The following is a 24747-nucleotide window of genomic DNA, read 5'->3' on the forward strand; positions in this document are numbered from 1 at the left end:
GGGCACGTGACATCGAACGGGAGGGCGAGGGTGCCCTGGGAGTTGACTTTTCTTACCCGTCGGTAACAGACTCGGTGTTACCGCAAGTAACATGCACGGGCGTCACTGGAGGGGACATGGCCGAGTTCACCATGGAGCTGAGCGACGAACAGAAGGAGGTCCGGGACTGGCTGCACGGCTTCGCGGCCGACGTCATCCGCCCCGCGGCCGCCGAATGGGACGAGCGCGAGGAGACCCCCTGGCCGGTCATCCAGGAGGCTGCCAAGGTCGGCATCTACTCCCTGGACTTCTACGCCCAGCAGTACTTCGACTCCACCGGCCTCGGCATCCCCATGGCGATGGAGGAGCTGTTCTGGGGCGACGCGGGCATCGCCCTGTCGATCGTCGGCACCGGCCTCGCCGCCGTCGGCGTCCTCGCCAACGGCACCGAGGAGCAGATCGGCACCTGGATCCCGCAGATGTACGGCGACGCCAACGACGTCAAGGTCGCCGCCTTCTGCTCCTCCGAGCCCGACGCCGGCTCCGACGTCGCCTCCATGCGCACCCGTGCCGTCTACGACGAGGCCAAGGACGAGTGGGTGCTCAACGGCACCAAGACCTGGGCGACCAACGGCGGCATCGCCAACGTCCACGTCGTCGTCGCGGTCGTCGACCCGGACCTCGGGTCCAAGGGCCACGCCTCCTTCATCGTCCCGCCGAGCACGCCCGGGCTGTCCCAGGGCCAGAAGTTCAAGAAGCACGGCATCCGCGCCTCGCACACCGCCGAGGTCGTCCTCGACAACGTGCGCGTGCCCGGCTCCTGCCTGCTCGGCGGCAAGGAGAAGCTGGACGCCCGCCTCGCCCGCGCCCGGGAGAAGGCCAAGAAGGGCGGCGAGCGCGTGAAGAACGCGGCGATGGCCACCTTCGAGGCGTCCCGACCGGCGGTCGGCGCGATGGCGGTGGGCACCGCGCGCGCCGCGTACGAGGTGGCGCTGGAGTACGCGCAGACCCGGGAGCAGTTCGGGCGCCCGATCATCGACAACCAGGGCGTCGCCTTCCAGCTCGCCGACATGCGCACCTCCATCGACGCGGCCCGGCTGCTGGTGTGGCGGGCGTCCTGGATGGCGATCAACGGCAAGCCGTTCACGGCGGCCGAGGGCTCGATGTCCAAGCTCTTCGCGAGCGAGACCGCGAAGAAGGTGACCGCCCAGGCGATCCAGATCCTGGGCGGCAACGGCTACACGCGGGAGTACCCGGTGGAGCGGATGCACCGGGACTCGGCGATCTACACGATCTTCGAGGGCACGAGTGAGATCCAGCGGCTGGTGATCGCGCGGACGCTCGCCGGGATGCCGATCCGCTAACCGTGTCGCAGCGGCGTGAGCTGCTCGATGTCGTACTTCGCCCGCAGGGCCTCGATCGCCTCGTGGTCCGGCGGGCCGCCGTTTCCGAGGATCTCCAGCAGCTCCTCGAAGTAGCGCTCGTGGTCCGGGGGCGGGCTGGCCTGGAAGAACATCTTGGCCGGCTCGCCGGTCGGGTTCGCGAACGCGTGCGGGCAGCCGGGGGGTACGACGATGACCGTGCCCGGGGTGGCGCGCACCACCCGGTTGCCCGAAGCCGACTCCCACGTCCGCCAGCTGTCCGGCGTACGGATCCTCGGCTCGAAGGCGAGCACGTCCAGCTCGCCCTCCAGCACGTAGAACAGCTCCTCGCTGCGGGTGTGCACGTGGGCGCCGACGTCGAACCCGGGCGGCACGATCACCTCGAAGGTGGACGCCATGCGCGAGTGCGAACCGGTCACCTTGAAGGTCACGTGCTGGGCCGGGGCCTGCACCACCCTGCCCTGGCCCGGCGGCACCAGCAGGCCCTCGGCCGCCGCCACCAGGCCGCTCACCAGGTCACCGGCAGGGCCTCGGGCCCGCGGATCAGCGCACCCTTCTTGAAGGGCACGTCCTCGGGCGCCACCGCGAGCTTCATGCCCGGCACCCGGTCCAGGACCGCGTCGACGAGCAGCTCGGACTCCAGCCGGGCCAGCATGCCCCCCGGGCAGTAGTGCGGGCCGAAGCCGAAGGACACGTGCGGGTTGGGGGAGCGGTCGAAGTCGACGGTGTCCGGGTCGGGGAAGATCTCCGGGTCGCGGTTGGCCGCCAGGTACGACACGTAGACCGCGTCGCCCGCGCGGATGCGCACGCCCTTGATCTCCACGTCCTCCAGGGCGATCCGGGACAGCCCCACGGCGTTGCGGTGCGGGATCCAGCGCAGCAGCTCGTCGATGGCCCGGGGGCGGATCTCCGGCTCGGAGCGCAGGCGTTCGGCCAGCTCCGGACGGGTCAGCAGCAGGTGGAACATCTGCCCGCTGTTGTTGGTGACCGCCTCGCCGCCGATCTGCAACAGGACCGCGAGCCCCACCGCCTCCTCCAGCGTGATCTCCTGCCGTCCGACGGCGGCGCCCAGCAGCGAGGTGACGTCCTCGCCGGTGCTGTCCGACCGGAGCCCGATGAGATCCGAGAAGTAGGCGTTCATCTCGTTCTTGGCCCGCTCGCTGACCTCGGCGCCGTGCGAGGAGGACAGGATCAGCTGGGTCCAGGTGTGCAGCGTGTGCCGGTCGGTGGCCGGCGCCCCCATCAGCTCGCAGATCACCGCGATGGGGAACGGGCTCAGCACCGCCTCGGTGAGGTCGGCGGGCGGCCCGGCCCCCAGCATGGCGTCGACCAGTTCGTCGAGCATGGCCCGGGACCGCTCGCGCACCCGTTCCACGCCCCGCGCGGTGAAGGCCGCGGCCACCGAGCGGCGCAGCCGGGTGTGGTGGGGCGGGTCCAGGAAGCCGACCGCGCCGCGCGCCGGGATGAAGTGCGGGGCCAGCCGGGTGACCTGCCGGTCCATGACGGCCTCGCGCCCGAACCGCGGGTCGTTGGTGACCAGGCGTACGTCGTCGTGCCGGGTCACCAGCCAGGCCCAGCCCTCGCCGTTGGGCAGTGAGATCCGGGTGACGGGACCCTCGCGCATCAGCTCGGTCAGCACCGGGTCGAAGTCGCTGCCGGGCAGGTCGACGGCCGGCCAGTCCCGAACGGGCGGCACGGTCTGGGAAATCGTTTCTTCACTCACGTCTGCCTCACACTCCGCGTCACGTCCCGGGACAGGTCCCGCGTCATGTCCTGCCGCACGTTGCGCCGCACGTCCGCCGTCTGCCAGCGGCCCAGGGACATCTCCGCGGTGATGCCGGGACCGAAACCGGCCAGCAGCCCGCGGGCCCCCTCCTCGACGCCGCCTTCGTCGAAGAGCCTGCGCAGCGCGTCCAGGACGACGGCGCTGGCGATGTTGCCGTACTCGGTGAGCGTGGCCCGGCTGAAGCGGAACGCGTGCGGGTCGACCTCCAGGAACGTGCTGAGATCGTCGAGGATGCGGGGGCCGCCCGCGTGCACGATGTAGAAGTCCAGGTCGGCGGCGTCCCAACCGTGCTCGCCCGCCAGCTGCTTGAGCGCCGGCGCGAGCGGCTCCATGGTGGCCGGCACCCGCTTGTCCAGCAGGAAGTGGAAACCGGTCGCCTTCACGTCGTACATGATCCACTCCTCGGTCTTGGGGATCAGGTACGAGCCGTTGCGCTCCAGGCGCACTCCGGTGCCCCCCTGGCCGCGGACCACCGCGGCGGCGATGCCGTCGCCGAACAGGCCGTTGCACAGCAGGGAACCCACGCCGAGGTCGGTGGGCTGGTAGCACAGCGAGCAGAACTCGCAGGCCACGATGAGTGCGTTGGCCTCGGGGTAGGCGGTGCAGAAGTCGTGGGCGCGGTTGATCGCCGCACCTCCGGCCGCGCAGCCCAACTGGGCGATGGGTATCTGGCGCGTGGTGGAGTCGAAGCCCATCTCGTTGATCAGCCACGCCGTGAGCGAGGGCATCATGAAGCCCGTGCACGAGACGTAGATGATCACGTCGATGTCCGTGGTGAGCAGCTCCGCGTCGTCCAGGGCCCGCTGGACGACGGCCGGGACACGGGACTTCGCCTCCCGCTCGTAGACCTTGTTGCGGTCCTCGAATCCCGGGTGCTTCAGGGTCTCCTCGATGGGCTGCACGATGTGCCGGGTGCGGACCCCGGTGTTCTCTATCAGCCGAAGCGCGAGCGGCAGTTGAGGATGGTCGGTGTGACGCCGGCGTGCCAGCTCCAGCGTCTCCTCCATCGTGATGACGTGCTCCGGGACGGACACCGACGGTCTGCACAAAGTCGCCATGAACCGTGCCTGCTTTCGCCTCGCGGAAGGCTCTCGCCCCCCGGCCGGAAAGTGGTGCACCTTTTCAGGGGTGCCCGTCCACGATCACTCACCGGGGCGGCGATCTCTCGCCGGGTTACTCCGTCTCGGGGAGTCGGGCGGCAGGCGGCAGGCGCCTCAGGAGGAGGGGCCGCTGCTGTGGGCGATGCACGCCACGTCGATCCGGTCGGCCAGCTTGGCCAGCTCGATGGTGAGGGCCGCGACGGTGTTCTCGTCCAGGTTCTCCTCGCCGGTCTCCACCAGCCGCAGCCAGCGCCCGCCGACCGTGCGCAGCAGTTTGCTCACGTCGGACGCGGCGACCTGGAGCGTGCCGCGGTCGTCGACGATCAGAGGCAGGGTCACTTCGCGGTTCACAAAGGGGATCGTAGTCGCGGAAGGCTCACGCTCCGTGCCATACGGTGGTGATGTTGCAGAACTCGCGGATTCCGTGCCCGGACAGCTCACGCCCGTAGCCCGACCGCTTGACCCCGCCGAACGGGAACGCCGGGTGGGACGCCGTCATCCCGTTGACGTACACGCCGCCCGCCTCCAGGTCCCGGACGAAGCGGTCCACGTCCGCGTCGTCGCGCGTCCACACGTTGGAACTGAGCCCGAAGTCGGTGTCGTTGGCGATCAGCACCGCCTCGTCCAGGTCGGCCGCGCGGTAGAGCGTGGCGACCGGCCCGAAGGCCTCCTCGCGGTGGATGCGCATCTCGCGGGTGACGCCCGCCAGGACGGTCGGCGGGTAGTACCAGCCCGGCCCGTCCGGGCGTTCTCCGCCGCACAGCACGTCCGCGCCGCCGCGTACCGCGTCGTCGACCAGCTCCACCAGGTCGCTGCGGCCCTGCTCGCTGGAGAGCGGGCCGACCTCGGTCTCCTCGTCCATCGGGTCGCCGACCCTCAGGGCCCGCATGCCCTCGGTGAAGCGCTCGGCGAAGGCGTCGTACACGTCCGTGTGCACGATGAACCGCTTCGCGGCGATGCACGACTGCCCGGCGTTCTGCGTGCGCGCGGTCACCGCCACCGCGGCGGCCCGCTCGACGTCCGCGGACGGCATGACGACGAACGGATCGCTGCCGCCCAGCTCGAGGACCGTCTTCTTGATCATCTCCCCGGCGGTGGAGGCCACCGCGCGGCCCGCCGGCTCGCTGCCGGTGAGGGTGGCGGCCCGCACCCGCTCGTCGCGCAGGATGTCGTCGACGGCCGCCGAGCCGATGAGCAGGGTCTGGAAGCAGCCCTCGGGGAAGCCCGCCCGGTGGAACAGGTCCTCCAGGTACAGGGCGGTCTGCGGCACGTTCGAGGCGTGCTTGAGCAGCCCGACGTTGCCCGCCATCAGCGCGGGCGCCGCGAACCTGATCACCTGCCAGAGCGGGAAGTTCCACGGCATCACCGCGAGCACCGGACCGAGCGGCCGGTAGCGGACCAGGGCCCGGGAGGCGCCGGAGTCCTTCACGTCGGCGTCGGCGGGCTCCTCGTCGGCCAGCAGCTCGGCCGCGTGGTCGGCGTACCAGCGCATCGCCTTGGCGCACTTGGCCGCCTCCGCGCGGGCCTGCTTGACCGGCTTGCCCATCTCCGTGGTGATGACCCTGCCGATCTCCTTCTGGTCCGCCTCCAGGAGGTCGGCGGCCCGGCGCATCAGCCCGGCCCGCTCGTAGAACCCCGTGGTCCGGTAGGTGCGGAAGGTGGCCTCCGCGAGCTCGATCCGGCGCTCGATCTCCTCCTCGCCCATGGCCTCGTACGTCCTGAGCGTCTCGCCGTTCGCCGGGTTCACCGTCGCGATGGGCATGGCCGACCTCCCTGAGTGCATGCGTGCTTCGACCTTGGCGCGCGGCGCGGGGCACCGCAACGCGGACGGGCCGCGGCTTCCTCGTCGCGTCTCCTCACTGCGAGTGCTCAGCCAGCCGGTCGAGAAACGCGGCCTGCGCCTTCACGATCACCTCGCGCGCCCGGTCGAGCCCGAACCAGGCCACCCGGTCCAGCTCGGGGAACTCCTCCGTCCGCCCCGACCTCGGCGGCCACTCCAGGGTGAAGGTGCCGGGCACGACCGTCGCCGGATCGAGGTCGGCCGCCACGGCCCAGACCGTGACGGCCTTTCCGCCCGCCTGCCGCACCTCGCCGAGCGGCACCGCCTCGCCGTCGGGCGGCGGCAGCCCCAGCTCCTCCCGGAACTCGCGCCGGGCCGCCTCCCACGCCGGTTCCGCCGGGTCGTACTCGCCCTTGGGCACGGTCCACGCTCCGGCGTCCCGGCGGGCGTAGAACGGTCCGCCCATGTGGCCGAGGAGCACCTGGAGCTCCCCGCCCGGCCCGCGCCGGTGCAGCAGCAGGCCCGCGCTGCGCCTCACGGGGCGACCCCGGGGTGGGCGGCGAGCAGGGTGTCCACGGTGTCCGCGTCCTCGGGGCGCTTGTCCTCGCGGTAGCGGACCACGCGGGCGAAGCGCAGGGTGACGCCGGCCGGGTAGCGGGTGGAGCGCTGGAGACCGTCGTAGGCGATCTCGACGACGAGTTCGGGCCGTACGGTCACGCCCCAGCCGTGCTCCTCGACGGCCAGCTCCCGGAGGCGCTCGGTCTGCCAGGCCAGCAGGGCGTCGGTCATGCCCTTGAAGGTCTTGCCGAGCATCGCGAAGGAGCCGTCGGCGGTGCGGGCGCCCAGGTGGAGGTTGGAGAGCCTGCCGGTGCGGCGGCCGTGGCCCCACTCGGCGGCCAGCACCACCAGGTCGAGCGTGTGCACCGGCTTGACCTTCAGCCAGGACGCGCCGCGCCGGCCCGCGCTGTACGCGGCGTCCAGTCCCTTGACGACCACGCCCTCGTGTCCGCGTGCCAGCGTGTCGGCGAGGAACTGCTCGGCGGCACCGGTGTCGGCGGGGCCGTGCACCAGCGTGCGCCGTACCCGCAGCGGTTCGGGGACCAGCCGGGCCAGCTCCGTGTGCCGTTCGGTCAGCGGCAGGTCGAGCAGGTCGCGGCCGTCGACGGAGAGCGCGTCGAAGAAGACGGCGGAGACCGGAACCGCCCGCGCCGCCGTGGCCACGTCGGTGCGGGAGCCCACCCGGCCGGCGGTCGCCTGGAAGGACCGGGGGCGGCCGCCCGCGTCGAGGGAGATCGCCTCGCCGTCCAGGATGAACCGTTCGCCGGGCAGCGCGAGGGCCGCGTCGGTGACCTCCGGGAGCCGGTCGGTGATGTCGTCCAGGGTGCGGGTGTAGACCCGTACGGTGCCGCCGTCCCGGTGCACCTGGACGCGGATGCCGTCCAGCTTCTCCTCCACGGCCGCGGCACCCAGCTTGCCGACCGCCTCGGCGACCGAGGACGCGCTGTGCGCCAGCATCGGCAGGACGGGGCGGCCCACGGTGAGCCGGAACCGGTCCAGGGCGCCGGGTCCGTCGGCCAGCAGCGCTTCGGCCACCGTCTGGAGCGACCCGGCGAGCATCACCGCCCTGCGTACGTCCGCCGGGGGAGCGTCCGTCGCCGCCGCCAGGCCCTCGACGGCGGCCGCGTCCAGGGCGCCCTGGCGGACCTCTCCGGTGAGCAGCCCGATCAGGAAGCGCTGCTCGTCCTCCGTGGCCGCGCCCATCAGCTCGCCGACCAGCCGGGCCCGCTCGGCCTGCGAACCGGGGCCGGAGACCGCGCCGAGCCGGGTGAGCCGGGCGTCCACGTCCCGCACGGTCAGGCTCGGCACGCCGGCCGGCGGCACCCGGCGGCTCAGCACCTTCCAGCCGACGCCGATCCGGCCCTGCGGGAGCCGTCCCGCCAGGTACGGGATGACGACCGGTACGTCCGCCGCCTCCGCCTCGCGGAACAGCTCCGCGAGCAGGACGGTCTTCCGGGACCGCGCCGACGTGGCGGCGACCTCCCGGGACACCTGGGCCAACCGGGCAAGCAGCATGCAGCCATGGTGCACCGGAGAGGGCGGGCGCACACCCCGCGGTCGGCGCCCGGCCCCGTGGAACCCGGGAACGGCGGGCGCCGTGTCCCCGCGTACGCCCTCCCGGGTGCTCCGGCGGGTCACTCGGCGAGGGCAGCGTCCAGGTCCGACATGATCAGGTCGCCCACGACCGCCGACGCCGCGCGGTACCCGCCGCTCGCCGCGTGCACGACCTGCTCGGCGAAGCCCATCGCGTTGCCGGCGGTCCACACGCCGGGCACGCTGGTCCGGCCCGTCGGGTCCACCACGGGATAGGCGCCGAACGGCGTCTCCTGCAACTGGGCCCCCAGCCGCTCCATCAGGCCGGTCTGCGGGACCGCCTTCGGCGCGACGAACACCACCGTGCGGTCGTGCGCCGTGCCGTCCGCCAGCCGCACCCCGGTGAGCCGGTCGTCCTCGACCCGCAGGGCGGCGACCTCGCCGGGCACCACCTTGACCCCGGCCGCGGCGAGCCGCCGCAGGTCGTCGTCGGACAGCTCCCGCTCGGCGACCGTGTGCAGGAAGAGCGTCACGTCGTCCGACCAGCCGGACACCATCAGGGCCTGGTGCACGCTGAGCGGGCTGGTGGCCAGGACGCCGAAGCGCTCGTCCCGCACCTCCCAGCCGTGGCAGAACGGGCAGTGCAGCACGTCCCGGCCGTACCGCTCGGCGACCCCGGGCACGGTCGGCAGCTCGTCCTTGAGCCCCGTGGTGACGATCAGCCGGCGGGCGTGCACGGTTGACCCGCCGGCCAGCCGTACCGCGAAGTCCCCGTCCCGGGACACGTCCACGGCGCGGTCGCGGACCAGCTCCACCCCGTAGCGCGCGATCTCCTGACGGCCCAGCGCCAGGAACTCGGCCGGGGACATCCCGTCCCGGGTCAGGTACCCCTGCATGTGGGCCGAGGGCGCGTTGCGGGGCTCGCCGGCGTCGACCACCAGGGTGCGCAGCCGCGAGCGGCCCAGCACCAGCGCGGCGGAGAGCCCCGCCGCGCCGCCGCCGACGACCACCACGTCGTAGGTGCCGGTCAGGGCCTCGTTCTGGGTGACATCCGTGTTCTGGGTCATGGTGACCACCTCCACGTAGAAGGTCGCTCGGATACCGCGGTATTGACAAACTTGTTTGCCGGAACTGCAATAAACGCATGACGACCGCAGACGATGTCCTCGCCGGTGTGGGGCCGCGGCTCCGCCAGGTGCGCAAGGAGCGCGAGGTGACCCTGGCGGCGCTGTCCGAGTCGACCGGCATCTCGGTGAGTACCCTCTCGCGGCTGGAGTCGGGCCTGCGCAAACCGAGCCTCGAACTGCTGCTGCCGATCGCCCAGGCCCACCAGGTGCCGCTGGACGAACTGGTCGGTGCCCCGCAGGTCGGCGACCCCCGGGTGCGCGCCAGGCCCATCGTGCGGCACGGCCGCACCCACTGGCCGCTCACCCGCCAGGCGGGCGGCCTCCAGGCGTTCAAGGTGCTGGAGCCCCAGCGGAACGAGGAACCCGACCCGCGTACCCATGAGGGGTACGAGTGGCTCTACGTCCTCTCCGGCCGGCTGCGGCTCGTGCTCGGCGAGCACGACGTGGTGCTGTCGGCCGGGGAGGCGGCCGAGTTCGACACCCGGGTGCCGCACTGGTTCGGATCGACGGGGGAGGGGCCGGCCGAGTTCCTGAGCCTCTTCGGCCCGCAGGGCGAGCGGATGCACGTACGGGCGCGGCCCGCGCAGGCGTGACGTCCCACCCTGTTCCCTGATCGGCAAGCGACCGCTTAGTATGCGGAGGACCCGGTCGGACGACGCAGTCGGTGGAGGCCCCGCATGCAGGCATGGCAGGTGCACGAGAACGGCGAGCCGGGCGAGGTGATGCGCCTCGCGGACGTGCCGCCGCCGACGCCGGGCGAGGGCCAGGTCCTGCTCAGGGTCCGCGCCGCGAACATCAACTTCCCGGACGCCCTGATGTGCCGGGGCCAGTACCAGGTCCGGCCGCCGCTGCCGTTCACGCCGGGCGTGGAGATCTGCGGCGAGACCGAGGACGGGCGCCGCGTCATCGCCAACCCGGTACTGCCGCACGGCGGCTTCGCCGAGTACGCCCTCGCCGACGCCCGTGCCCTGCTGCCCGCGCCGGACGCCCTCGACGACGCCGAGGCCGCCGCCCTGCACATCGGCTACCAGACCGGCTGGTTCGGCCTGCACCGCCGGGCCCGGCTGCAAGCCGGGGAGACCCTGCTGGTCCACGCCGCCGCGGGCGGCGTCGGGAGCGCCGCGGTGCAGCTGGGCAAGGCGGCCGGTGCCACCGTCGTCGGCGTCGTCGGCGGCCCCGAAAAGGCGGCCGTCGCCCGCGAGCTGGGCTGCGACGTGGTCGTCGACCGGCACGCCGACGACGTCATCGCCACCGTGAAGGAGGCCACCGGCGGCCGGGGTGCCGACGTGATCTACGACCCGGTCGGCGGCCAGGCCTACGCCCAGTCCGCCAAGGTCGTCGCCTTCGAGGGCCGGATCGTCGTCGTCGGCTTCGCCAGCGGCACGATCCCCAGCCCCGCGCTGAACCACGCGCTGGTCAAGAACTACGCGATCCTCGGCCTGCACTGGGGCCTGTACAACACCAAGGACCCGAAGCTGGTCCGGCACTGCCACGAACAGCTCACCGAGCTGGCGGCGCGGGGCGCGATCAAGCCGCTGGTGAGCGAGCGGGTGCCGCTCGCCGACGCCGCCGACGCCGTTCAGCGCGTCGCCGACGGCAGGAGCACCGGCCGCCTGGCCGTCGTACCGGAGAACCTGGACAAGGGAGCCGCCGCATGACCGACGCAGCGGAACTGCGCCGCCGTACCCGTGAGTTGCTCGCCGCGCACCCACCGGCCACCACGGACCGCCTGGACTTCCTGCGGGCCCGCTTCGACGCCGGACTGGCCTGGGTGCACTACCCGCAGGGACTCGGCGGACTCGGTGCGCCGCGCTCCCTCCAGGCCGTCGTGGACGCCGAGCTGGCGGCCGAGGGCGCCCCCGACAACGACCCCCGGCGCATCGGCATCGGCCTCGGCATGGCCGCCCCGACCATCCTCCAGTACGGCACCGAGGAGCAGCAGCGCCGGCTGCTGCGTCCGCTGTGGACCGGCGAGGAGGTGTGGTGCCAGCTCTTCAGCGAGCCGGGCGCCGGGTCCGACCTGGCGGCCCTCGGCACCCGCGCCGTCCGGGACGGCGAGGACTGGGTCGTCAACGGCCAGAAGGTGTGGACCTCCAGCGCCCATCTCGCCCGCTGGGCCATCCTCATCGCCCGCACCGACCCGGACGTGCCCAAGCACCGGGGCATCACCTACTTCGTGTGCGACATGACCGACCCCGGCGTCGAGGTGCGGCCGCTGCGCCAGATCACCGGCGAGGCCGAGTTCAACGAGGTGTTCCTCACCGACGTCCGCATCCCCGACTCCCGCCGCCTCGGCGAGACCGGCGACGGCTGGCGGGTCGCGCAGACCACGCTGAACAACGAACGCGTCGCCATCGGCGGCACGCCGATCCCCCGCGAGGGCGGCATGATCGGCAAGATCGCCGCGACCTGGCGCGAACGCCCCGAACTGCGCACCCACGACCTGCACCAGCGGCTGCTCGGCCTGTGGGTCGAGGCCGAGGTCGCGCGCCTCACCGGCGTGCGCCTGCGCCAGCAGCTGGCGGCCGGCCAGCCCGGCCCCGAGGGCGCCGGCATGAAGCTGAACTTCGCCCGGCTCAACCAGGAGATCAGCGGCCTGGAGGTCGAACTCCTCGGCGAGGAGGGCCTGCTCTACGACGACTGGACCATGCGCCGCCCCGAGCTGGTCGACTTCACCGGCCGCGACGCCGGATACCGCTACCTGCGGTCGAAGGGCAACAGCATCGAGGGCGGGACCAGCGAGGTCCTGCTGAACATCGTCGCCGAGCGCGTCCTCGGCCTGCCCGCCGAGCCGCGCACCGACAAGGACGTCGCATGGAAGGACCTCGCCCGATGAGCGCACAGCCGGAACCCGCCCTGCTCCACTCGGAGGAGGAAGAGGCGCTGCGCGCCGCCGTCCGGGACCTGCTCACCGACCACTGCGACCCGGCGGCCGTCCTCACCCGCACCGAGTCGGCCGCCCCGCACGACGCGTCGCTGTGGAAGGTGCTCGCCGGCTCGATGGGCCTCGCGGGCCTGCTGGTCCCGGAGCACCTGGGCGGCCAGGGCGCCACCCACCGCGAAGCGGGCGTGGTCCTGGAGGAACTGGGCCGGGCGGTCGCACCGGTGCCGTACCTGACGAGCGCCGTCGTCGCCACCGAGGCGCTGCTGGCCTGCGCGGCGGACGACCTGCTGGGCGAGCTGGCGTCCGCCACCACCGTCGCCGTACTGGCCGTCGGACTGCACGTGGCACCGGGCGGCGCCGTCCCGCAGGTACGACTCGAAGCGGGCGCGCTGCACGGCGAGTTGACCGGCATCGCCGACGCCTCCTTCGCCGACGTGCTGCTCGTGCCCGCCGACGACGGCGGCCTGTACGCGGTCCGCGCCGCCGACGCGGCGGTCACCGGGCAGGTGTCTCTCGACGCCACCCGGCCGGTGGCGCGGGTGACCCTGGACGGCGCCCCTGGGCACCGGCTCGGCGAGGCGGCACCCGCCGTGCGCCGGGCGCTGCGCGCCGGTGCCGGGCTGCTCGCCTGCGAACAACTGGGCCTCGCCGACTGGCTGCTGACCGAGACGGTCCGCTACCTCAAGGAACGCAAGCAGTTCAACCGGCAGGTCGGCGGCTTCCAGGCCCTCAAGCACCGGCTCGCCCGGCTGTGGCTGGAGGTGGCGGGCCTGCGCGCCGCCGCCCGCAACGCGGCCGACGCCCTGGCGACCGGCGTCGACACCGACGTGGCGGTGGCCGTGGCCCAGGCGTACGCCGCCCGGGTCGCGGTCCACGCCGCCGAGGAGGCGCTGCAACTGCACGGCGGCATCGGCATGACGTGGGAACACCCGGTCCACCTGTACCTCAAGCGGGCCAAGGCCGACTCGATCGCCTACGGCGCGGCGGGCGCCCACCGGGCGGCGCTGGCCGAACTGGTCGACCTGCGGGCGCCCTGACGTACCCGCCCCCGCACGCGGGCGCGTGCGGTCCGGGAGGCCGCCGCTGAAGTGAACGACCGGCGGCGGTCCGGCCAACTCCCCGCACGGCTCTGCTCCCTGAGGCCGGAGGGACCCCATACTCACTGGGGTCCCGTACGGCACTTCCAGGGAGGCAGAGCATGGCCCTCACCACCCGACGCAGAGCCCTCACCACCCTCGGCGCCGCCCTCGCGGGCGCGGTCGCCCTGCCCGCCGGCACCGCGCTGGCGTCCGACGGCAGGCACGGGCCGCGCCCGCTGTGGCGCGCGCACGCCCACAACGACTACGAGCACCCCCGGCCCCTCCTCGACGCCCTCGACCACCGATTCGGCAGCGTCGAGGCCGACATCTACCTGGTCGGCGGCCGACTCCTGGTCGCCCACGACCCCGAGGACCTCGACCCGTCCCGCACCCTGGAGGCGCTCTACCTCGACCCGCTCGCCGCCCGCGTCCGCGCACAGCACGGCCGGGTCTACCGGCGGGACCGCCGCGCCCTGCAACTCCTGATCGACATCAAGACCGAGGGCGAGGCGACGTACCTCGAACTCGACCGCCGACTGCGCCGCTACCCGCACCTGTTCACCTCCTACGCCCACGGTCGGGTGTTCCCGGGTGCGGTCACCGCGGTGGTCTCCGGCGACCGGGCCGCCCGCGTGCCCATGGCGGCCCAGCGCACCCGCCGGGCCTTCTACGACGGCCGCCTCACCGACCTCGGCACCGCCGCACCGGCCTCCTTCGTCCCGCTGATCAGCGACAACTGGACGCTCAACTTCACCTGGCAGGGCGTCGGCACCTTCCCGGCGGCCGAGCGACGCAGGCTGCGGGACATCGTGGGCGCGGCCCACGCCCGCGGGCAGCGGGTGCGCTTCTGGGCCACGCCCGACGTGCCGGGGCCCGCCCGGGACGCGGTGTGGGCGGAACTGCTCGCCGCCGGTGTCGACCACCTCAACACCGACGACCTCGCGGGCCTCGAGGCGTTCCTCGACGCCCACCGCGGCGCGTAGGGCGGCGCCGGGACACCACTCGTTCGGAGGACAGGTCAGCCGCACGGACGAACCCTCCGCTACGCCACACTTACGGCCGAACGCCGCGAAGTGGACGTGGCGGAGGAGGTTGACGATGGCCGTTTCCATCTCTGTGGTGCTCTTGCTGTCCATCCTGGCGGTGCTCTTCCTGCGCAACGGCGGGCTGAAGGTCTCGCACGCACTGGTGTGCCTGCTGCTCGGCTTCTACCTGGCGAGCACGAGCATCGCCCCGACCATCAACAGCGGACTGACCGCGACGGCGGACATCGTGGGGAGCCTCAGACCTTAGGACGGCGGGGACCGGCCGCCGCGGCGGTCCGCGCCGCCCCGGCTGGGGGCGGGAGTTGCGGCCGGCCGGGCAGCAGCAGGCACAGCGGGACGGCGAGAGCGGTGAGCGCCACCGACCACCAGAAGGCCCGGTCGAAGGCGTCGGCCAGGGCGCTCGGGCCGTGGGCGCCGAGCGAGGCGTGTTGCAGGACGACGGCGAGCACGGCGATCCCCACCGAGCCGCCGATCTGCTGGGCGACGCGGGTGATGACACCGGCGTCGGGGATCTCCCGGTGGCGCAGTCCGACGTAGGCGGCGCCCATCGGCGCGATCATGGCGGCGCCGAGCGCGATGCCGCGGACGAACAGCGCGGCCATGAGCGGGGTCCCGCCGGAGTCGGCGGTGACGAAGGCGAACGGCACCGTGGCCACCGCGACGAGGGCGAAGGCGGCGACGGCGACGCGGCGGGGGCCGACGCGGTCCAGGTACCGGCCCGCCAGGCCGCGCGCGAGCAGCGCCCCGGCACCCTGCGGGACGAGCAGGAGCCCGGCGCCGAGGGCGTCCTCGCCGCGAACCTGCTGGAAGTACAGCGGAAGCAGCATCATCGGCCCGTACAGCGCGATGCCGCCCAGGAAGAGCAGGGTGGCGGAGGAGGCCACCGCGCGGTGGCGGAACAGCCGCAGGTCGACCAGGGAGCCGCCGGGGCGGGTCAGGGACCGGACGGTGAAGCCGCCGACGAGGGCGAGTCCGCCGAGCAGCGGCACGAGGACCGCGGCGCCGGTGAAGCCCGTGCCGCCCTCGACCCGGGACAGGCCGTAGACCAGGGCGGTGACGCCCGGGCAGAGCAGGAGCAGGCCGATCACGTCCAGGCGGACGCGGGGGCCGCCGGGCTCCGGCCGGTCGTCGGGGAGGTTCCGCAGGGCCAGCCATCCGCCGACGGCGCAGAACGGGATGTTGACGAGGAACATCCAGCGCCAGTCGGCCAGATGCAGGACGAGACCGCCCAGGACCGGCCCGAGGATCGGGCCGAGCGCGGTGGGCACGGTGATGATCGCCATCACCTTGCCCGGACGGCGGCCCTCGGCCGCCTGCATGAGCAGCGTGGCCATGAGCGGCATCATGATGCCGCCCGCCAGGCCCTGGACGACACGGAAGACGATCAGACTCGTGGCGTTCCACGCCAGCGCGCTCAGGACCGAGCCGAGCAGGAACCCGCCCAGTGCCGCGATCCACAGCCGTCGGCCGCCGAAGCGCGACTGGGCCCACACGGCGAGCGGGATGGTGACGAACACCGCCAGCAGATAGCCGGTGCTCACCCACTGGACGGTGGCCAGCGGGGCGTCGAACGCCGTCGCCAGGTCGCCCAGCGCGACGCTGACGACGGTGGTGTCGAAGACGACGGCGAGCGCGCCCACGACGAGGGTGGCCCCGATGCGCCACACGGCGGGGTCGACGCGATCGGGACCCGGCGTCGTGGGCGCGGTCCCGTGGGGGGTGCTCATGATCCCCCACCTCCTTAAGATAGGGCACTCTTTCTTACTCTCGGCAGGGTAGGGCGATAGAGTAAGAAAGACAACTCTTTCCCAAGCGAGGGGGCGTGGATGGCGCAGCGGCGCCGCGGAGCGGCACTGGAGAAGGCGCTCCTGGACGCGGCCTGGGGCGAACTCGCCGAGCGCGGCTACGCCAGGTTCACCATGGACGCCGTCGTCAGGCGCGCGGGCACCAGCCCGCCGGTGCTGTACCGCCGCTGGGCGCACCGCGACGAACTGGCCAGGGCGGCCGTCGCCCACGCCCTGGAGGAAGCGCGCGTCGACACACCCGACACGGGAAGCCTGCGGGGGGACGTCCTCGCCCTCATGCGGGAGATCGGCACCGCCAACGTCCGGCTCGTCATCCTCATGTACGCGCACCTGGCCGGCTACTACCAGGAGACCGGCACCAACCCCGGAGACCTGCTCGACGCGGCCCGCGGCAAATCCGCGGACGCGCTCGCCGAGGTCTACGACCGGGCCGTCGCGCGCGGCGAGGCCAGGCCGGAACGGCTCACCGGGCGCGTCAGGTCCCTCCCCTTCGACCTGCTGCGCCAGGAGATCCTCGCGACCCTCGCGCCGGTCCCCGACGACGTCGTCGAGGAGATCGTCGACACGATCTTCCTTCCCCTGGTGCGCTGACGGCCGAGGGGGAGGGGGCCGGCCTCAGGCGTCCAGCACGCGGGAGCGGATGAGGAAGCGCACCCCCTCGGGCGCCTCCAGCGAGAAGCCGCTGCCGCGGCCCGGCACGACGTCCACGATCAGCCGGGTGTGACGCCACGCCTCGTACTGGCTGCGCGACATCCAGAACTCCACCGGCTCCGCCACACCCTCGACGGCCAGTTCGCCGAGCAGGACGTCGGCGGCGCCGGTGCGGAACTCGCCGGCGGGATAGCACATGGGGGCGCTGCCGTCGCAGCAGCCGCCCGACTGGTGGAACATCAGCGGGCCGTGCGCCTCGCGGAGCCGGCGCAGCCATGCGGACGCCTCGGGGGTCAGCTCGACGCGCGGGGTCTCCCTGTATGTGTCACCCATGCCGCCCATGCCAGCACGGGGAACGTTGCGAGTGCGTTGCGCGGCACCCGGGGCGGGCCGGCCGCGTCCTGCGCAAGGTGCCTCTTTTGACATACCTATCCGGCCATATCTATTGTCTCGGGGTGACCGACTCCAGCACCCCTCGGCGGGACATCGACCGCGTGGCCTCCGGGCTCGCGGCGTGCCTTCCCGCGCTGCACCGGGCGCTGGACCGACAGGTCACCGCCCGGTACCCGCACCCCAAGCCCACCGAGGGCCAACTCGCCCTGCTGCGGTTCGTCGCGCAGCACGAGGGCGTCACGGTGCGCGAGGCCGCCGAGGCCCTGCTGATGAAGCCGAACAACGTCAGCGCCCTGGTCTCCCAGCTCACCGAGCGGGGCGACCTGGAACGCCGGCGGGACAGCGACGACAAGCGGATCGCCCACCTCCACCTCACCGCCACGGCGCGTGAACGGGTGTCCGAGGTGCGGGAACTGGAGACCGCGTTCATCCGCCACGCCCTGACCTCCCTCACCGAGGGACAGCGGGGCGCGCTCGGCTCCGCCCTGGACGCCCTCGACGCGTTGACGCGGCACCTCCGCCCGGCGCCCGCTGACCCACGGGCCCGCTTCGCGGCGTCCCTGTGAGCCACGGGCCGGCCCCCGCGGTGTCCCGCTGAGCCACGGGCTCGCCCCCCGCTGTGTCCCTCTGACCCACGCGCCCGCCTTCGTGGCGTCCGCCGTGCCGCGTACCTGCCTCTCGCGGCGTCCGCCGAGTTGCCTACCGGCCTCTCGCGGCGTCCGCCGAACTGCCTACCTGCCGCTCGCGGCGTCCGCCGTGCCGGGTATCCGCCCTGGCGGCGCGCCGATCCTTTCCCGCACCACTCCGACATCGGAAGCGAAGCTCCTCCATGCCCTCCACCTCCGTGGACCACTCCGCCACGCCCGCGGCCGAGACCGACACCGCCCCACGGGCGGCCGGCCGGCTGCGGTCCAATCCCTGGCTGACCCTCCTCGCCGTCGCGTTCGGCCTCTTCATGGTCCAGCTCGACGGGTCCGTCGTCGCCATCGCCAACCCCGAGATCGGCAGCGACCTGCACGCCTCCACCGCCCAGCTCCAGTGGGTGACCAACGCCTACCTGCTGGCCCTCGCCGCCACCCTCATCCTGGGTGGCAAGCTCGGCGACCGCTTCGGCCGCCGCACGTACTACCTGGTGGGAGTCGCCGGCTTCACCCTCGCCTCCGTCGCCATCGGCCTGTCCGGTTCGATCGAGGGCGTCGTCGCCTTCCGCGCCCTCCAGGGCGCCTTCGGGGGACTGCTGATGCCCAACACCCTCGGACTGCTCCGCTCCGTCTTCCCGCCCAGGAAGTTCGGCATGGCCGTCGGCATCTGGGCCATGGTCTCCGCCGTCGCCACGGCCCTCGGGCCCATCGTCGGCGGCCTTCTCGTGGAGCACGTCGACTGGGAGTCGGTGTTCTACATCAACGCCCCCATCGGTGTCGCCGCCATCGCCTTCGGCGCCCTCGTCCTGCCGGAGAGCCGCAACGCCGCGGCCCGCGAGCGCTTCGACATACCCGGCCTCGTCCTGCTCGCCCTCGGCCTCCTCGCCGTCGTCTTCGGCGTCGTCAAGGGCGAGACCTGGGGCTGGACCTCCGCCGGCACCCTCGGCGCCGTCGCCGCCGGCCTCGTACTCCTGCTGGTGTTCGGCCGCTACGAGACCCGCGTGGCGCACCCGCTGCTGCCCATGCGCCTGTTCCGCAGCCGTGCGCTGACCATCGGCGCGGTCGTCACCGCGCTGAACTTCTTCGTGATGCTCGGCGTGATCTTCTTCGTCATGCTCTACCTACAGAACGTGCGGGGCTTCACGCCGGTCGAGGCGGGTGTGCGGACGCTCCCGCTCAGCCTCGCCTCGCTGGTCGCCTCGCCCCTGGGCGCGATCCTGACCCAGCGCTACGGGCCCCGGCTGACCATGCCGCTGGGCATGCTGCTCCAGGCGGCCTCCTGCTTCGGCATGCTCACCTGGCAGACCGACTCCTCCTACGCCACGATGTGGCCGCCCTTCATCGCGCTCGGCCTCGGCGTCGGCATGGTGATGGCCGCCTCCTCCGACGCCATCGTCGGCAACGCCCCCGTCCGGGACGGCGGTGTGGCGGGAGGTCTCCAGGCGACGACCCTCCAGATCGGCGGCGCGCTCGGCACCTCCGTGCTGGTCTCCCTGATCAGCGCCAAGGTGGGCGGCACCCTCACCGGCGAGCTGACCGGCGCGGGCGTGCCCCCGGCCGTGGCCGACGGCCTCCAGGAGGCCAGGGACGCCGTGGCGATGGGCGTGGCACCCGTCTCCGGCGACATGCCGGCCGGGCTGCGGGCCGCCGTGGTGGAGGGCAGCGGGCAGGCGTTCATGAACGGCGTCCACGTGGCCGTGGTCGTCACGGGCGCCCTCTGCGTGCTCGGCGCGGCCCTCGCCGCGGCCGGACTCAGGCCTCCCCGGCCGCGGCGCGCGGAAGCACCGTGACCCGGTGGAAGTTGCACCCCGGGGACGCCGGGAGACCCGCTGGCCCCGCAGCACCGGGGGCGATGTCGGCCGGGGGCCGGGACTGGTGGGCCTTGAGCGCGATGCTCACCAGGCTCAGCAGCAGGTCGACGTCCGCTTCGCAGTCCAGGTGCACGGTCACCCAACGGGAGCCGGGCACCAGACGGATGGCGGTGGAGCCGCCGAGGTCGTACTGGAAGCGCTGGATGGCCCGGTGGGTGAGGTGGAGGTCCACGTCCCGGTCCGAGTGGAAGTGGACGATCTCGTCGCGGACGGAGCACAGGGCCCGTCCGGTTCCGCAACTGGCCGGACCCGCCGAGAGGTCGGGCCAGGCGTGCAGCCGCTCAAAGGCGCGCTGGGCCGGAGTCATGGCCCTATCGTCGCCCGATCACCGCTCCGCAACCAGAGGTTGAGCGATTCGTAACCGGCACGTGAGGTCGGCGGGAGCCCGCAGGGTCCCGCCGACCGTGTCCCGACGTGCGTCAGGGCGTTGCCGGGGCGTGTGCCCGAGTTCGCGTCAGGGAGCCACGCAGCCGATCGAGTCGACCGGGAAGTCGTTGCCGGTCGAGGTGGCGGTGAAGCCGAAGGTCACGCTGCCGTCCGGTGGTACGACGCGGTTGTGGTCCACGTTCCGGACCGTGACGGTACCGTCGGAGCCGCTGGACAGCGAACCGTTCCACACCCCGCCGAGCGTGGTCCCGCCGCCCGGCTGCCACTGCACGGCCCAGCCGTTCAGCGGCTCGGTGCCGTGGTTCATCACCTCGACCGAGCCCTGGAAGCCGCCGCTCCAGGAGTTCTCCACGGAGTACACGGCCATGCAGGAACCGGTGTGCGGCGGGTCCGTCGGGTCCGTGGGGGTCGGCGTCGGGTCCGGGTCCGGAGTACTGCCGGAACCGCGGATGCCGGTGACCTCTCCGTTGCCGCCGTCGAAGACGACGTCCGAGCAGGAGAAGAAGTTCTCCTGGCTGTCCGAACGCACCCACTGCATGAAGATCAGTGCGTCGCCCGAGCGGCCCGAGGGCAGCGCGAGATCCCAGTAGTAGTGGCCCCCGTCGGTGCCCGGCGAGCCCTGCTGGGCCGGATCGGTCACCGTCTGGATCAGCTCCAGGTCGTCCCAGCCCAGCTCGGACGTGGGCGACCAGCCCGGCTTGGTCAGGTACACCCGGAAGTCGCCCGGGTGGGCCGCCCAGTTGCTGTACTGCACCGGGATCGTCGCCCCCGACGTCAGATGCGTGCGGGGCCAGTCCGAGCGGGCGGCGTTGTAGGCGGAGAAGTCGTACGGGGAGCGGTCGCCGGCGCTGCACAGGGTGCCGTCCGGCACGTAACCAACGCCGCGGCCGCCCGCGTTGGAGTCGAGCACGGCGAACCAGTTGTACAGGGCCGTCGCGCCGCTCTGGTCGAGCGCGGACTGACAGGCCGGGTTCGTCGGGTCGAGGGCGCCGGTGCCGGTCTTGGCGTCCAGCTGGCACAGGTAGGTGCGGGACCCGGGCATCATCGCCACGCCGTGTGCCTCGGCCCGCCCCTGCCCGAAGAGGAGGGCCACGCCGAGCGAACTCAGCAGGGTGGCCAGTACCGCCGCCAGTGAAAGGAATCTGGTGCGTCGAACCATAGGGGTCTCCTGGTTCCGGTCCGTGGGTGAGCAGATGTGTGACCGTGCGTGAGTCGTAAACGTGCGTGGGTCGTGCACACGTGTGAGTTGTGCAAGTCGTGCACATGTGTGAGTCGTACATGACAAGATCGAGAGTGGAGTCCCCGCCCGTCCGGGGCGGGCGCTTCGACCGGACGGGCGAGGAGCGGTGGGGCGGGGCGGGCCGCTACGCCGCGGTGCAGTCGGCGTCGTTGAGGCGGAAGGCGGCCGGCTCGGCGAAGGCTCCGCCGTATGTGCCCTGGAAGCCGAACGACAGGCTGCCGCCGGGGGCGATCCGGGCGTTGTGACTCGCGCCGGTCGCCGTGACCGCGCCCGTCGACGGTGCGACGGAGGCGTTCCAGGCGTTGGTGATCCGCTGGCCCGAGGGCAGGGTGAAGGCGAGCCGCCAGCCGTCGACGGGGGCCGTACCGGTGTTGGTGACGGTGACGTCCGCGGTGAAACCGTCCTGCCATACGTTCGTGCCGTACGACACCGCGCACGCCGACGCGCCGCCCGGGCCGCCGGGGTCGGGATCGGGGTCCGTGCCGCCCGGGGTACCGTCGGTCTCGACGGTGGAGGAGAAGGAGTTCACCGCCAGCCCGGCGCCGTTCTGCCAGGGCTCGAAGCCCGCCTGCACGCTCGTCAGGTACCAGTCGTCCTCGGCGAGTCCGCGCGCCACGGTCGCCCGGACGAAGTCCATGACGTCGAAGCTCCAGCCGGTGACCGCCGAGGGTGCCACGAAGGACAGCACGTCGTTGGAGCCGTTGCCGCCGCTCCACACCTCCCAGGTGCGTCCGCCGACGGTGGCCGTGCCCACCGGCGAGCCGATGGGCTGGATCGGGCCCACCCTGTTGAACCAGATCATGATCTCCGTCTGGTTGACCCCGTCGGTCCGGGGGGTCGGGTCCAGCCATATGTCGTACGAGGCGTTGTAGACGGCGGTGTCGACGAAGCCGTACGAGATGCTGGACGGCGCGCGAGAGACGGTGTCGAGCCGGGCCGGGAGGTTGGTGCCCGGCGAACAGGTCGTGTAGTGGCAGCCGTTGAAGACCGACGGATACGACTTCGGTGCCCCGTTGGTCGGCGCCGAACCGTCGGCCTGCGTGACGCGGAAACCGGTGTCGGTGGCGGTGACGCACTGGGTGGCGCTGGAGCCCCAGCGGTTGTTCTGGACGACGTAGCGTCCCTGGATCGTCGTCGTGCCGAAGGGCTCGCAGATCGTGGTGTCCGCCTGGGCCGGGGCCGCGGCGGACACGAGTGACGCGAGAAGGGTGAAGGTCGACAGGGCCGCGCCCAGAGCGCCTAACTGGCTCTAACAAAAGCCGCTGATCATGAGGCTGTCGGCCTCTCTGCTCGTAGGTCTGGGTATGGGAAACCGTCAGTCGCGGCCGTGGATCGTGTCGGATGAACTGTGGTCGCTGGTCGAGCCGTTGCTGCCGACGCCAGGTCCGAAGAAGGTCCAGGGCAGACCGCGGGTGCCGGACCGGCAGGCCCTGTGCGGAATCCTCTTCGTGCTGCACACCGGCATCCAGTGGGAGTACCTCCCCCAGGAACTCGGCTTCGGCTCGGGCATGACCTGCTGGCGGCGCCTTGCGGCCTGGAACGAGGCCGGCGTCTGGGACCAGCTCCACCAGCTGCTGCTGAACGAGCTGAGGTCGAAGGACCGGCTGGACTGGGAGCGGGCGGTGATCGACTCCTCGCACGTGCGGGCTGCCCGACGGGGCCCAAAAGCGGACCGAGCCCGGTCGACCGCGCACGGCCGGGCAGCAAGCACCACCTCATCGTCGACGGTCAGGGCATCCCGCTCGCGGTATCGCTGACCGGCGGAAACCGCAATGACGTCACCCAGCTGCTGCCCCTCCTCGACAAGATCCCACCCGTCGCGGGCCGGGTCGGCAGGCCCCGCCGGCGGCCGGACGCTCTGCTGGCCGACCGCGGCTACGACCACGACATCTACCGCCGCCAGCTCTGGCAGCGCGGCATCCGGCCCGTGATCGCCAGACGGGGCGAGCCACACGGCACCGGCCTGGGCATCTTCCGCTACGTTGTCGAGCGCACGATCGCCTGGCTGCACGGCTTCCGCCGCCTGCGCATCCGCTGGGAACGACGCGACGACATCCACGAAGCCTTCCTCGGACTCGCCGTCTGCCTCATCACCCACCGCCACGTCCAACGCCTTTGTTAGGACCTCTAAGAGGCCGCGCCGGGTGCGGTCTTGAGGCCGTGGCGTTCGCATGGGACCTCTCCGGGAGGGGTGGGGGGAGCGAGGGGGAGGGGTGGGGGAAGCAGGGGCCGGTGCGGGAGCGCTCCCAACTCCCCACTGATGGGAGCGCTCCCACTTACCGGTTGTTGGGACTGTAGAAGCGGTTCATGTTCCTGACAAGACTGTGCGCGCCAGAGTTGTCGAACGAATCTCGAAGGCGCAGATGGGAGCGGTCCCGCCGGGAGCGCTCCCGTCGGTCAAGTCGGGTCAGGCGGAGTCCCGGAGCACCAGTTCGGTGCGGAGGATGACGTGCCGCCAGGCGACGGCGGGGTCCTCCATCTCCTCTAGGAGCAGCCGCACCATCGTGCGGCCGATCTCCTCCAGCGGCTGCCGGACCGTCGTCAGCGGCGGGTCCGTGGGACGGGCCGGGTGGAAGTCGTCGAAGCCGATCACGGCGACGTCCTGCGGCACCCGTCGGCCCGCCGCGCGCAGCGCGTTGAGCGCCCCGGCCGCCAGCGTGTCCGAGGCGGCGAAGACCGCGTCGAGATCCGGGTGCCGGGCGAGCAGTTCGGTCATCGCCCGGTGTCCGCTCTCCTCCGTGAAGTCGTCCCCCTCGACCACCAGCGACGCCCCCGCCGGGACACCCGCCGGCTCCAGGGCCTCCCGGTACCCGCGCAGACGGCACTGCGCGACGTACATGTCGAGCGGCCCGCTGATCGCCCCGATCGTGCCGCGGCCGGTGTCCAGCAGATGTGTGACCGCGCCGCGCGCACCGCCCGCGTTGTCGGCGTCGACGTAGGTGACGCTCTCCTCGCCGGAACGCCGACCCAGCATGACCGTGGGCAGCCCCGCCTCGGCGAGCATGTCCGGCAGCGGATCCTCGGCGTGCACGGACATGAGCAGCACCCCGTCCACCCGGCCGCCGCGCGCGTACTCCACGAAGCGCCGCCGCTCGGTCTCCGTCCGGACCAGGGTGAGCAGCAGCTGCAACGGGGTGTCGGTGAGGGCGTCGCCGACGGCGTGGACGATCTCGGTGAAGAACGGCTCCCCGAACAGCCGCCAGTCCGGCTCCGTCATCACCAGCGCGACGGCGTCCGCCCGGTGCCCCGCCAGGGAACGGGCCGCGAGATTCGGCACGTACCCCAGCTCGGCGACGGCCCGCTGCACGGCGCGGCGCGTGGACTCGCGCACGCCGGTCGCGTTGTTGATCACCCTTGAGACGGTGCCCCGGCCCACGCCTGCGAGGGCGGCCACCTCCTCCAGCGTCGGCGTACCGGGACGCTGCCTGCCCATGTCGGCCCGCCTTCCCCCACGAGATCATCCGAATACTACGGCGAGCCGTCCGTGCTCGGCGGGTGATCGCGA

Annotated in this window: 25 protein-coding genes; 11 read left to right on the top strand and 14 right to left on the bottom strand. The window is 72.6% G+C overall.

Annotated features, from left to right (window positions below; all coding sequences use genetic code 11):
* Nucleotides 1-116 precede the first annotated feature (116 nt).
* Nucleotides 117-1343, top strand: a complete 1227-nt coding sequence (locus tag B9W62_RS33330) for an acyl-CoA dehydrogenase family protein (RefSeq protein WP_087810638.1) — start codon at nt 117-119, stop codon at nt 1341-1343.
* Here the strand turns inward: B9W62_RS33330 and B9W62_RS33335 are convergent.
* The 8 genes from B9W62_RS33335 to B9W62_RS33370 form a co-directional block, all read right to left on the bottom strand.
* Entirely contained in the window at nt 1340-1873 is a 534-nt protein-coding gene (locus tag B9W62_RS33335; protein WP_087810639.1) for a cupin domain-containing protein, read from the bottom strand. The two genes, B9W62_RS33330 and B9W62_RS33335, sit on opposite strands and share 4 nt — an antisense overlap.
* Nucleotides 1870-3084 carry a cytochrome P450 gene (locus B9W62_RS33340; protein WP_087810640.1) on the bottom strand — a complete coding sequence of 405 codons (1215 nt, stop codon included), beginning with the start codon at nt 3082-3084 and terminating at the stop codon, nt 1870-1872. Before B9W62_RS33340 ends, B9W62_RS33335 begins: the two co-directional genes overlap by 4 nt.
* Nucleotides 3081-4205 carry a 1,3,6,8-tetrahydroxynaphthalene synthase gene (locus tag B9W62_RS33345; RefSeq protein WP_087810641.1) on the bottom strand — a complete coding sequence of 375 codons (1125 nt, stop codon included), beginning with the start codon at nt 4203-4205 and terminating at the stop codon, nt 3081-3083. Before B9W62_RS33345 ends, B9W62_RS33340 begins: the two co-directional genes overlap by 4 nt.
* Before the next feature lie 156 nt (nt 4206-4361).
* Nucleotides 4362-4598 carry a DUF6213 family protein gene (locus tag B9W62_RS33350; RefSeq protein ID WP_179235793.1) on the bottom strand — a complete coding sequence of 79 codons (237 nt, stop codon included), beginning with the start codon at nt 4596-4598 and terminating at the stop codon, nt 4362-4364.
* A gap of 25 nt (nt 4599-4623) precedes the next feature.
* On the bottom strand, nt 4624-6009 hold the full coding sequence (locus B9W62_RS33355; protein ID WP_087810642.1) for an NADP-dependent succinic semialdehyde dehydrogenase: 1386 nt from the start codon (nt 6007-6009) through the stop codon (nt 4624-4626).
* Nucleotides 6010-6103: 94 nt separating this feature from the next.
* Nucleotides 6104-6565: an NUDIX hydrolase gene (locus B9W62_RS33360; protein ID WP_087810643.1), complete on the bottom strand. Its 462-nt coding sequence runs from the start codon at nt 6563-6565 to the stop codon at nt 6104-6106.
* A complete protein-coding gene (locus tag B9W62_RS33365) occupies nt 6562-8100 on the bottom strand; it encodes an ATP-dependent DNA ligase (RefSeq protein ID WP_087810644.1) in 1539 nt (512 codons plus the stop codon). Before B9W62_RS33365 ends, B9W62_RS33360 begins: the two co-directional genes overlap by 4 nt.
* Nucleotides 8101-8219: 119 nt before the next feature.
* On the bottom strand, nt 8220-9185 hold the full coding sequence (locus tag B9W62_RS33370; protein WP_087812207.1) for an NAD(P)/FAD-dependent oxidoreductase: 966 nt from the start codon (nt 9183-9185) through the stop codon (nt 8220-8222).
* Between the two features lie 77 nt (nt 9186-9262).
* Here B9W62_RS33370 and B9W62_RS33375 point away from each other — a divergent pair, with 77 nt between their 5' ends.
* The 6 genes from B9W62_RS33375 to B9W62_RS33400 all read left to right on the top strand — a co-directional run bounded on the left by B9W62_RS33375 (nt 9263) and on the right by B9W62_RS33400 (nt 14501).
* Entirely contained in the window at nt 9263-9838 is a 576-nt protein-coding gene (locus tag B9W62_RS33375) for a helix-turn-helix domain-containing protein (RefSeq protein WP_087810645.1), read from the top strand.
* A gap of 84 nt (nt 9839-9922) precedes the next feature.
* Nucleotides 9923-10903, top strand: a complete 981-nt coding sequence (locus tag B9W62_RS33380) for an NADPH:quinone oxidoreductase family protein (RefSeq protein WP_087810646.1) — start codon at nt 9923-9925, stop codon at nt 10901-10903.
* On the top strand, nt 10900-12081 hold the full coding sequence (locus B9W62_RS33385; RefSeq protein ID WP_087810647.1) for an acyl-CoA dehydrogenase: 1182 nt from the start codon (nt 10900-10902) through the stop codon (nt 12079-12081). The genes B9W62_RS33380 and B9W62_RS33385 overlap by 4 nt, the downstream gene beginning before the upstream one ends.
* Nucleotides 12078-13166, top strand: coding sequence for an acyl-CoA dehydrogenase family protein (locus tag B9W62_RS33390; RefSeq protein ID WP_087810648.1), 1089 nt, complete (start codon nt 12078-12080; stop codon nt 13164-13166). The genes B9W62_RS33385 and B9W62_RS33390 overlap by 4 nt, the downstream gene beginning before the upstream one ends.
* Before the next feature lie 161 nt (nt 13167-13327).
* Nucleotides 13328-14191: a phosphatidylinositol-specific phospholipase C/glycerophosphodiester phosphodiesterase family protein gene (locus B9W62_RS33395; protein ID WP_087810649.1), complete on the top strand. Its 864-nt coding sequence runs from the start codon at nt 13328-13330 to the stop codon at nt 14189-14191.
* A gap of 115 nt (nt 14192-14306) precedes the next feature.
* Nucleotides 14307-14501, top strand: coding sequence for a hypothetical protein (locus B9W62_RS33400; protein WP_003977636.1), 195 nt, complete (start codon nt 14307-14309; stop codon nt 14499-14501).
* Here B9W62_RS33400 and B9W62_RS33405 read toward each other — a convergent pair.
* Nucleotides 14491-15981 carry an MDR family MFS transporter gene (locus B9W62_RS33405; protein WP_087810650.1) on the bottom strand — a complete coding sequence of 497 codons (1491 nt, stop codon included), beginning with the start codon at nt 15979-15981 and terminating at the stop codon, nt 14491-14493. The two genes, B9W62_RS33400 and B9W62_RS33405, sit on opposite strands and share 11 nt — an antisense overlap.
* 99 nt (nt 15982-16080) lie before the next feature.
* Between B9W62_RS33405 and B9W62_RS33410 the strand changes: the two genes are divergently transcribed.
* Nucleotides 16081-16650 carry a TetR/AcrR family transcriptional regulator gene (locus tag B9W62_RS33410; RefSeq protein WP_087810651.1) on the top strand — a complete coding sequence of 190 codons (570 nt, stop codon included), beginning with the start codon at nt 16081-16083 and terminating at the stop codon, nt 16648-16650.
* Nucleotides 16651-16674: 24 nt separating this feature from the next.
* On the opposite strand, the gene B9W62_RS33415 is transcribed toward B9W62_RS33410, so the two are convergent.
* Nucleotides 16675-17043 (bottom strand): DUF779 domain-containing protein, encoded by a 369-nt coding sequence (locus B9W62_RS33415; protein ID WP_087812208.1) that lies wholly within the window; start codon nt 17041-17043, stop codon nt 16675-16677.
* A gap of 122 nt (nt 17044-17165) precedes the next feature.
* Here B9W62_RS33415 and B9W62_RS33420 point away from each other — a divergent pair, with 122 nt between their 5' ends.
* Both B9W62_RS33420 and B9W62_RS33425 read left to right on the top strand, forming a co-directional pair.
* A complete protein-coding gene (locus B9W62_RS33420; protein WP_087810652.1) occupies nt 17166-17669 on the top strand; it encodes a MarR family winged helix-turn-helix transcriptional regulator in 504 nt (167 codons plus the stop codon).
* 263 nt (nt 17670-17932) lie between these two features.
* Entirely contained in the window at nt 17933-19534 is a 1602-nt protein-coding gene (locus tag B9W62_RS33425; RefSeq protein ID WP_087810653.1) for an MFS transporter, read from the top strand.
* On the opposite strand, the gene B9W62_RS33430 is transcribed toward B9W62_RS33425, so the two are convergent.
* From B9W62_RS33430 to B9W62_RS33440, 3 genes are all read right to left on the bottom strand, one after another.
* Nucleotides 19497-19922, bottom strand: coding sequence for a luciferase domain-containing protein (locus B9W62_RS33430; RefSeq protein WP_087810654.1), 426 nt, complete (start codon nt 19920-19922; stop codon nt 19497-19499). The two genes, B9W62_RS33425 and B9W62_RS33430, sit on opposite strands and share 38 nt — an antisense overlap.
* Before the next feature lie 147 nt (nt 19923-20069).
* Nucleotides 20070-21161 carry a lytic polysaccharide monooxygenase gene (locus B9W62_RS33435; protein WP_087810655.1) on the bottom strand — a complete coding sequence of 364 codons (1092 nt, stop codon included), beginning with the start codon at nt 21159-21161 and terminating at the stop codon, nt 20070-20072.
* A gap of 205 nt (nt 21162-21366) precedes the next feature.
* Nucleotides 21367-22476, bottom strand: coding sequence for a glycoside hydrolase family 12 protein (locus B9W62_RS33440; protein ID WP_087810656.1), 1110 nt, complete (start codon nt 22474-22476; stop codon nt 21367-21369).
* Nucleotides 22477-22546: 70 nt separating this feature from the next.
* Here B9W62_RS33440 and B9W62_RS39810 point away from each other — a divergent pair.
* A protein-coding gene (locus B9W62_RS39810; RefSeq protein WP_256976609.1) for an IS5 family transposase occupies nt 22547-23364 on the top strand; the annotation gives its coding sequence in 2 pieces (ribosomal slippage) (nt 22547-22898 and nt 22898-23364; 819 coding nt in all).
* 285 nt (nt 23365-23649) lie between these two features.
* Here B9W62_RS39810 and B9W62_RS33455 read toward each other — a convergent pair.
* On the bottom strand, nt 23650-24675 hold the full coding sequence (locus B9W62_RS33455; protein WP_087810657.1) for a LacI family DNA-binding transcriptional regulator: 1026 nt from the start codon (nt 24673-24675) through the stop codon (nt 23650-23652).
* Nucleotides 24676-24747: the final 72 nt, after the last annotated feature.

The organism is Streptomyces sp. CS113 (assembly GCF_002188365.1).
Classification (GTDB): domain Bacteria; phylum Actinomycetota; class Actinomycetes; order Streptomycetales; family Streptomycetaceae; genus Streptomyces; species Streptomyces tendae.

Coding starts and splice junctions, on each gene's coding strand:
- B9W62_RS33330 (WP_087810638.1), top strand. CDS start 117: ATGGCCGAGTTCACCATGGAGCTGAGCGACGAACAGAAGGAGGTCCGG.
- B9W62_RS33345 (WP_087810641.1), bottom strand. CDS start 4,205: ATGGCGACTTTGTGCAGACCGTCGGTGTCCGTCCCGGAGCACGTCATC.
- B9W62_RS33355 (WP_087810642.1), bottom strand. CDS start 6,009: ATGCCCATCGCGACGGTGAACCCGGCGAACGGCGAGACGCTCAGGACG.
- B9W62_RS33365 (WP_087810644.1), bottom strand. CDS start 8,100: ATGCTGCTTGCCCGGTTGGCCCAGGTGTCCCGGGAGGTCGCCGCCACG.
- B9W62_RS33370 (WP_087812207.1), bottom strand. CDS start 9,185: ATGACCCAGAACACGGATGTCACCCAGAACGAGGCCCTGACCGGCACC.
- B9W62_RS33375 (WP_087810645.1), top strand. CDS start 9,263: ATGACGACCGCAGACGATGTCCTCGCCGGTGTGGGGCCGCGGCTCCGC.
- B9W62_RS33380 (WP_087810646.1), top strand. CDS start 9,923: ATGCAGGCATGGCAGGTGCACGAGAACGGCGAGCCGGGCGAGGTGATG.
- B9W62_RS33385 (WP_087810647.1), top strand. CDS start 10,900: ATGACCGACGCAGCGGAACTGCGCCGCCGTACCCGTGAGTTGCTCGCC.
- B9W62_RS33390 (WP_087810648.1), top strand. CDS start 12,078: ATGAGCGCACAGCCGGAACCCGCCCTGCTCCACTCGGAGGAGGAAGAG.
- B9W62_RS33395 (WP_087810649.1), top strand. CDS start 13,328: ATGGCCCTCACCACCCGACGCAGAGCCCTCACCACCCTCGGCGCCGCC.
- B9W62_RS33400 (WP_003977636.1), top strand. CDS start 14,307: ATGGCCGTTTCCATCTCTGTGGTGCTCTTGCTGTCCATCCTGGCGGTG.
- B9W62_RS33405 (WP_087810650.1), bottom strand. CDS start 15,981: ATGAGCACCCCCCACGGGACCGCGCCCACGACGCCGGGTCCCGATCGC.
- B9W62_RS33410 (WP_087810651.1), top strand. CDS start 16,081: ATGGCGCAGCGGCGCCGCGGAGCGGCACTGGAGAAGGCGCTCCTGGAC.
- B9W62_RS33415 (WP_087812208.1), bottom strand. CDS start 17,043: ATGGGTGACACATACAGGGAGACCCCGCGCGTCGAGCTGACCCCCGAG.
- B9W62_RS33425 (WP_087810653.1), top strand. CDS start 17,933: ATGCCCTCCACCTCCGTGGACCACTCCGCCACGCCCGCGGCCGAGACC.
- B9W62_RS33430 (WP_087810654.1), bottom strand. CDS start 19,922: ATGACTCCGGCCCAGCGCGCCTTTGAGCGGCTGCACGCCTGGCCCGAC.
- B9W62_RS33435 (WP_087810655.1), bottom strand. CDS start 21,161: ATGGTTCGACGCACCAGATTCCTTTCACTGGCGGCGGTACTGGCCACC.
- B9W62_RS33455 (WP_087810657.1), bottom strand. CDS start 24,675: ATGGGCAGGCAGCGTCCCGGTACGCCGACGCTGGAGGAGGTGGCCGCC.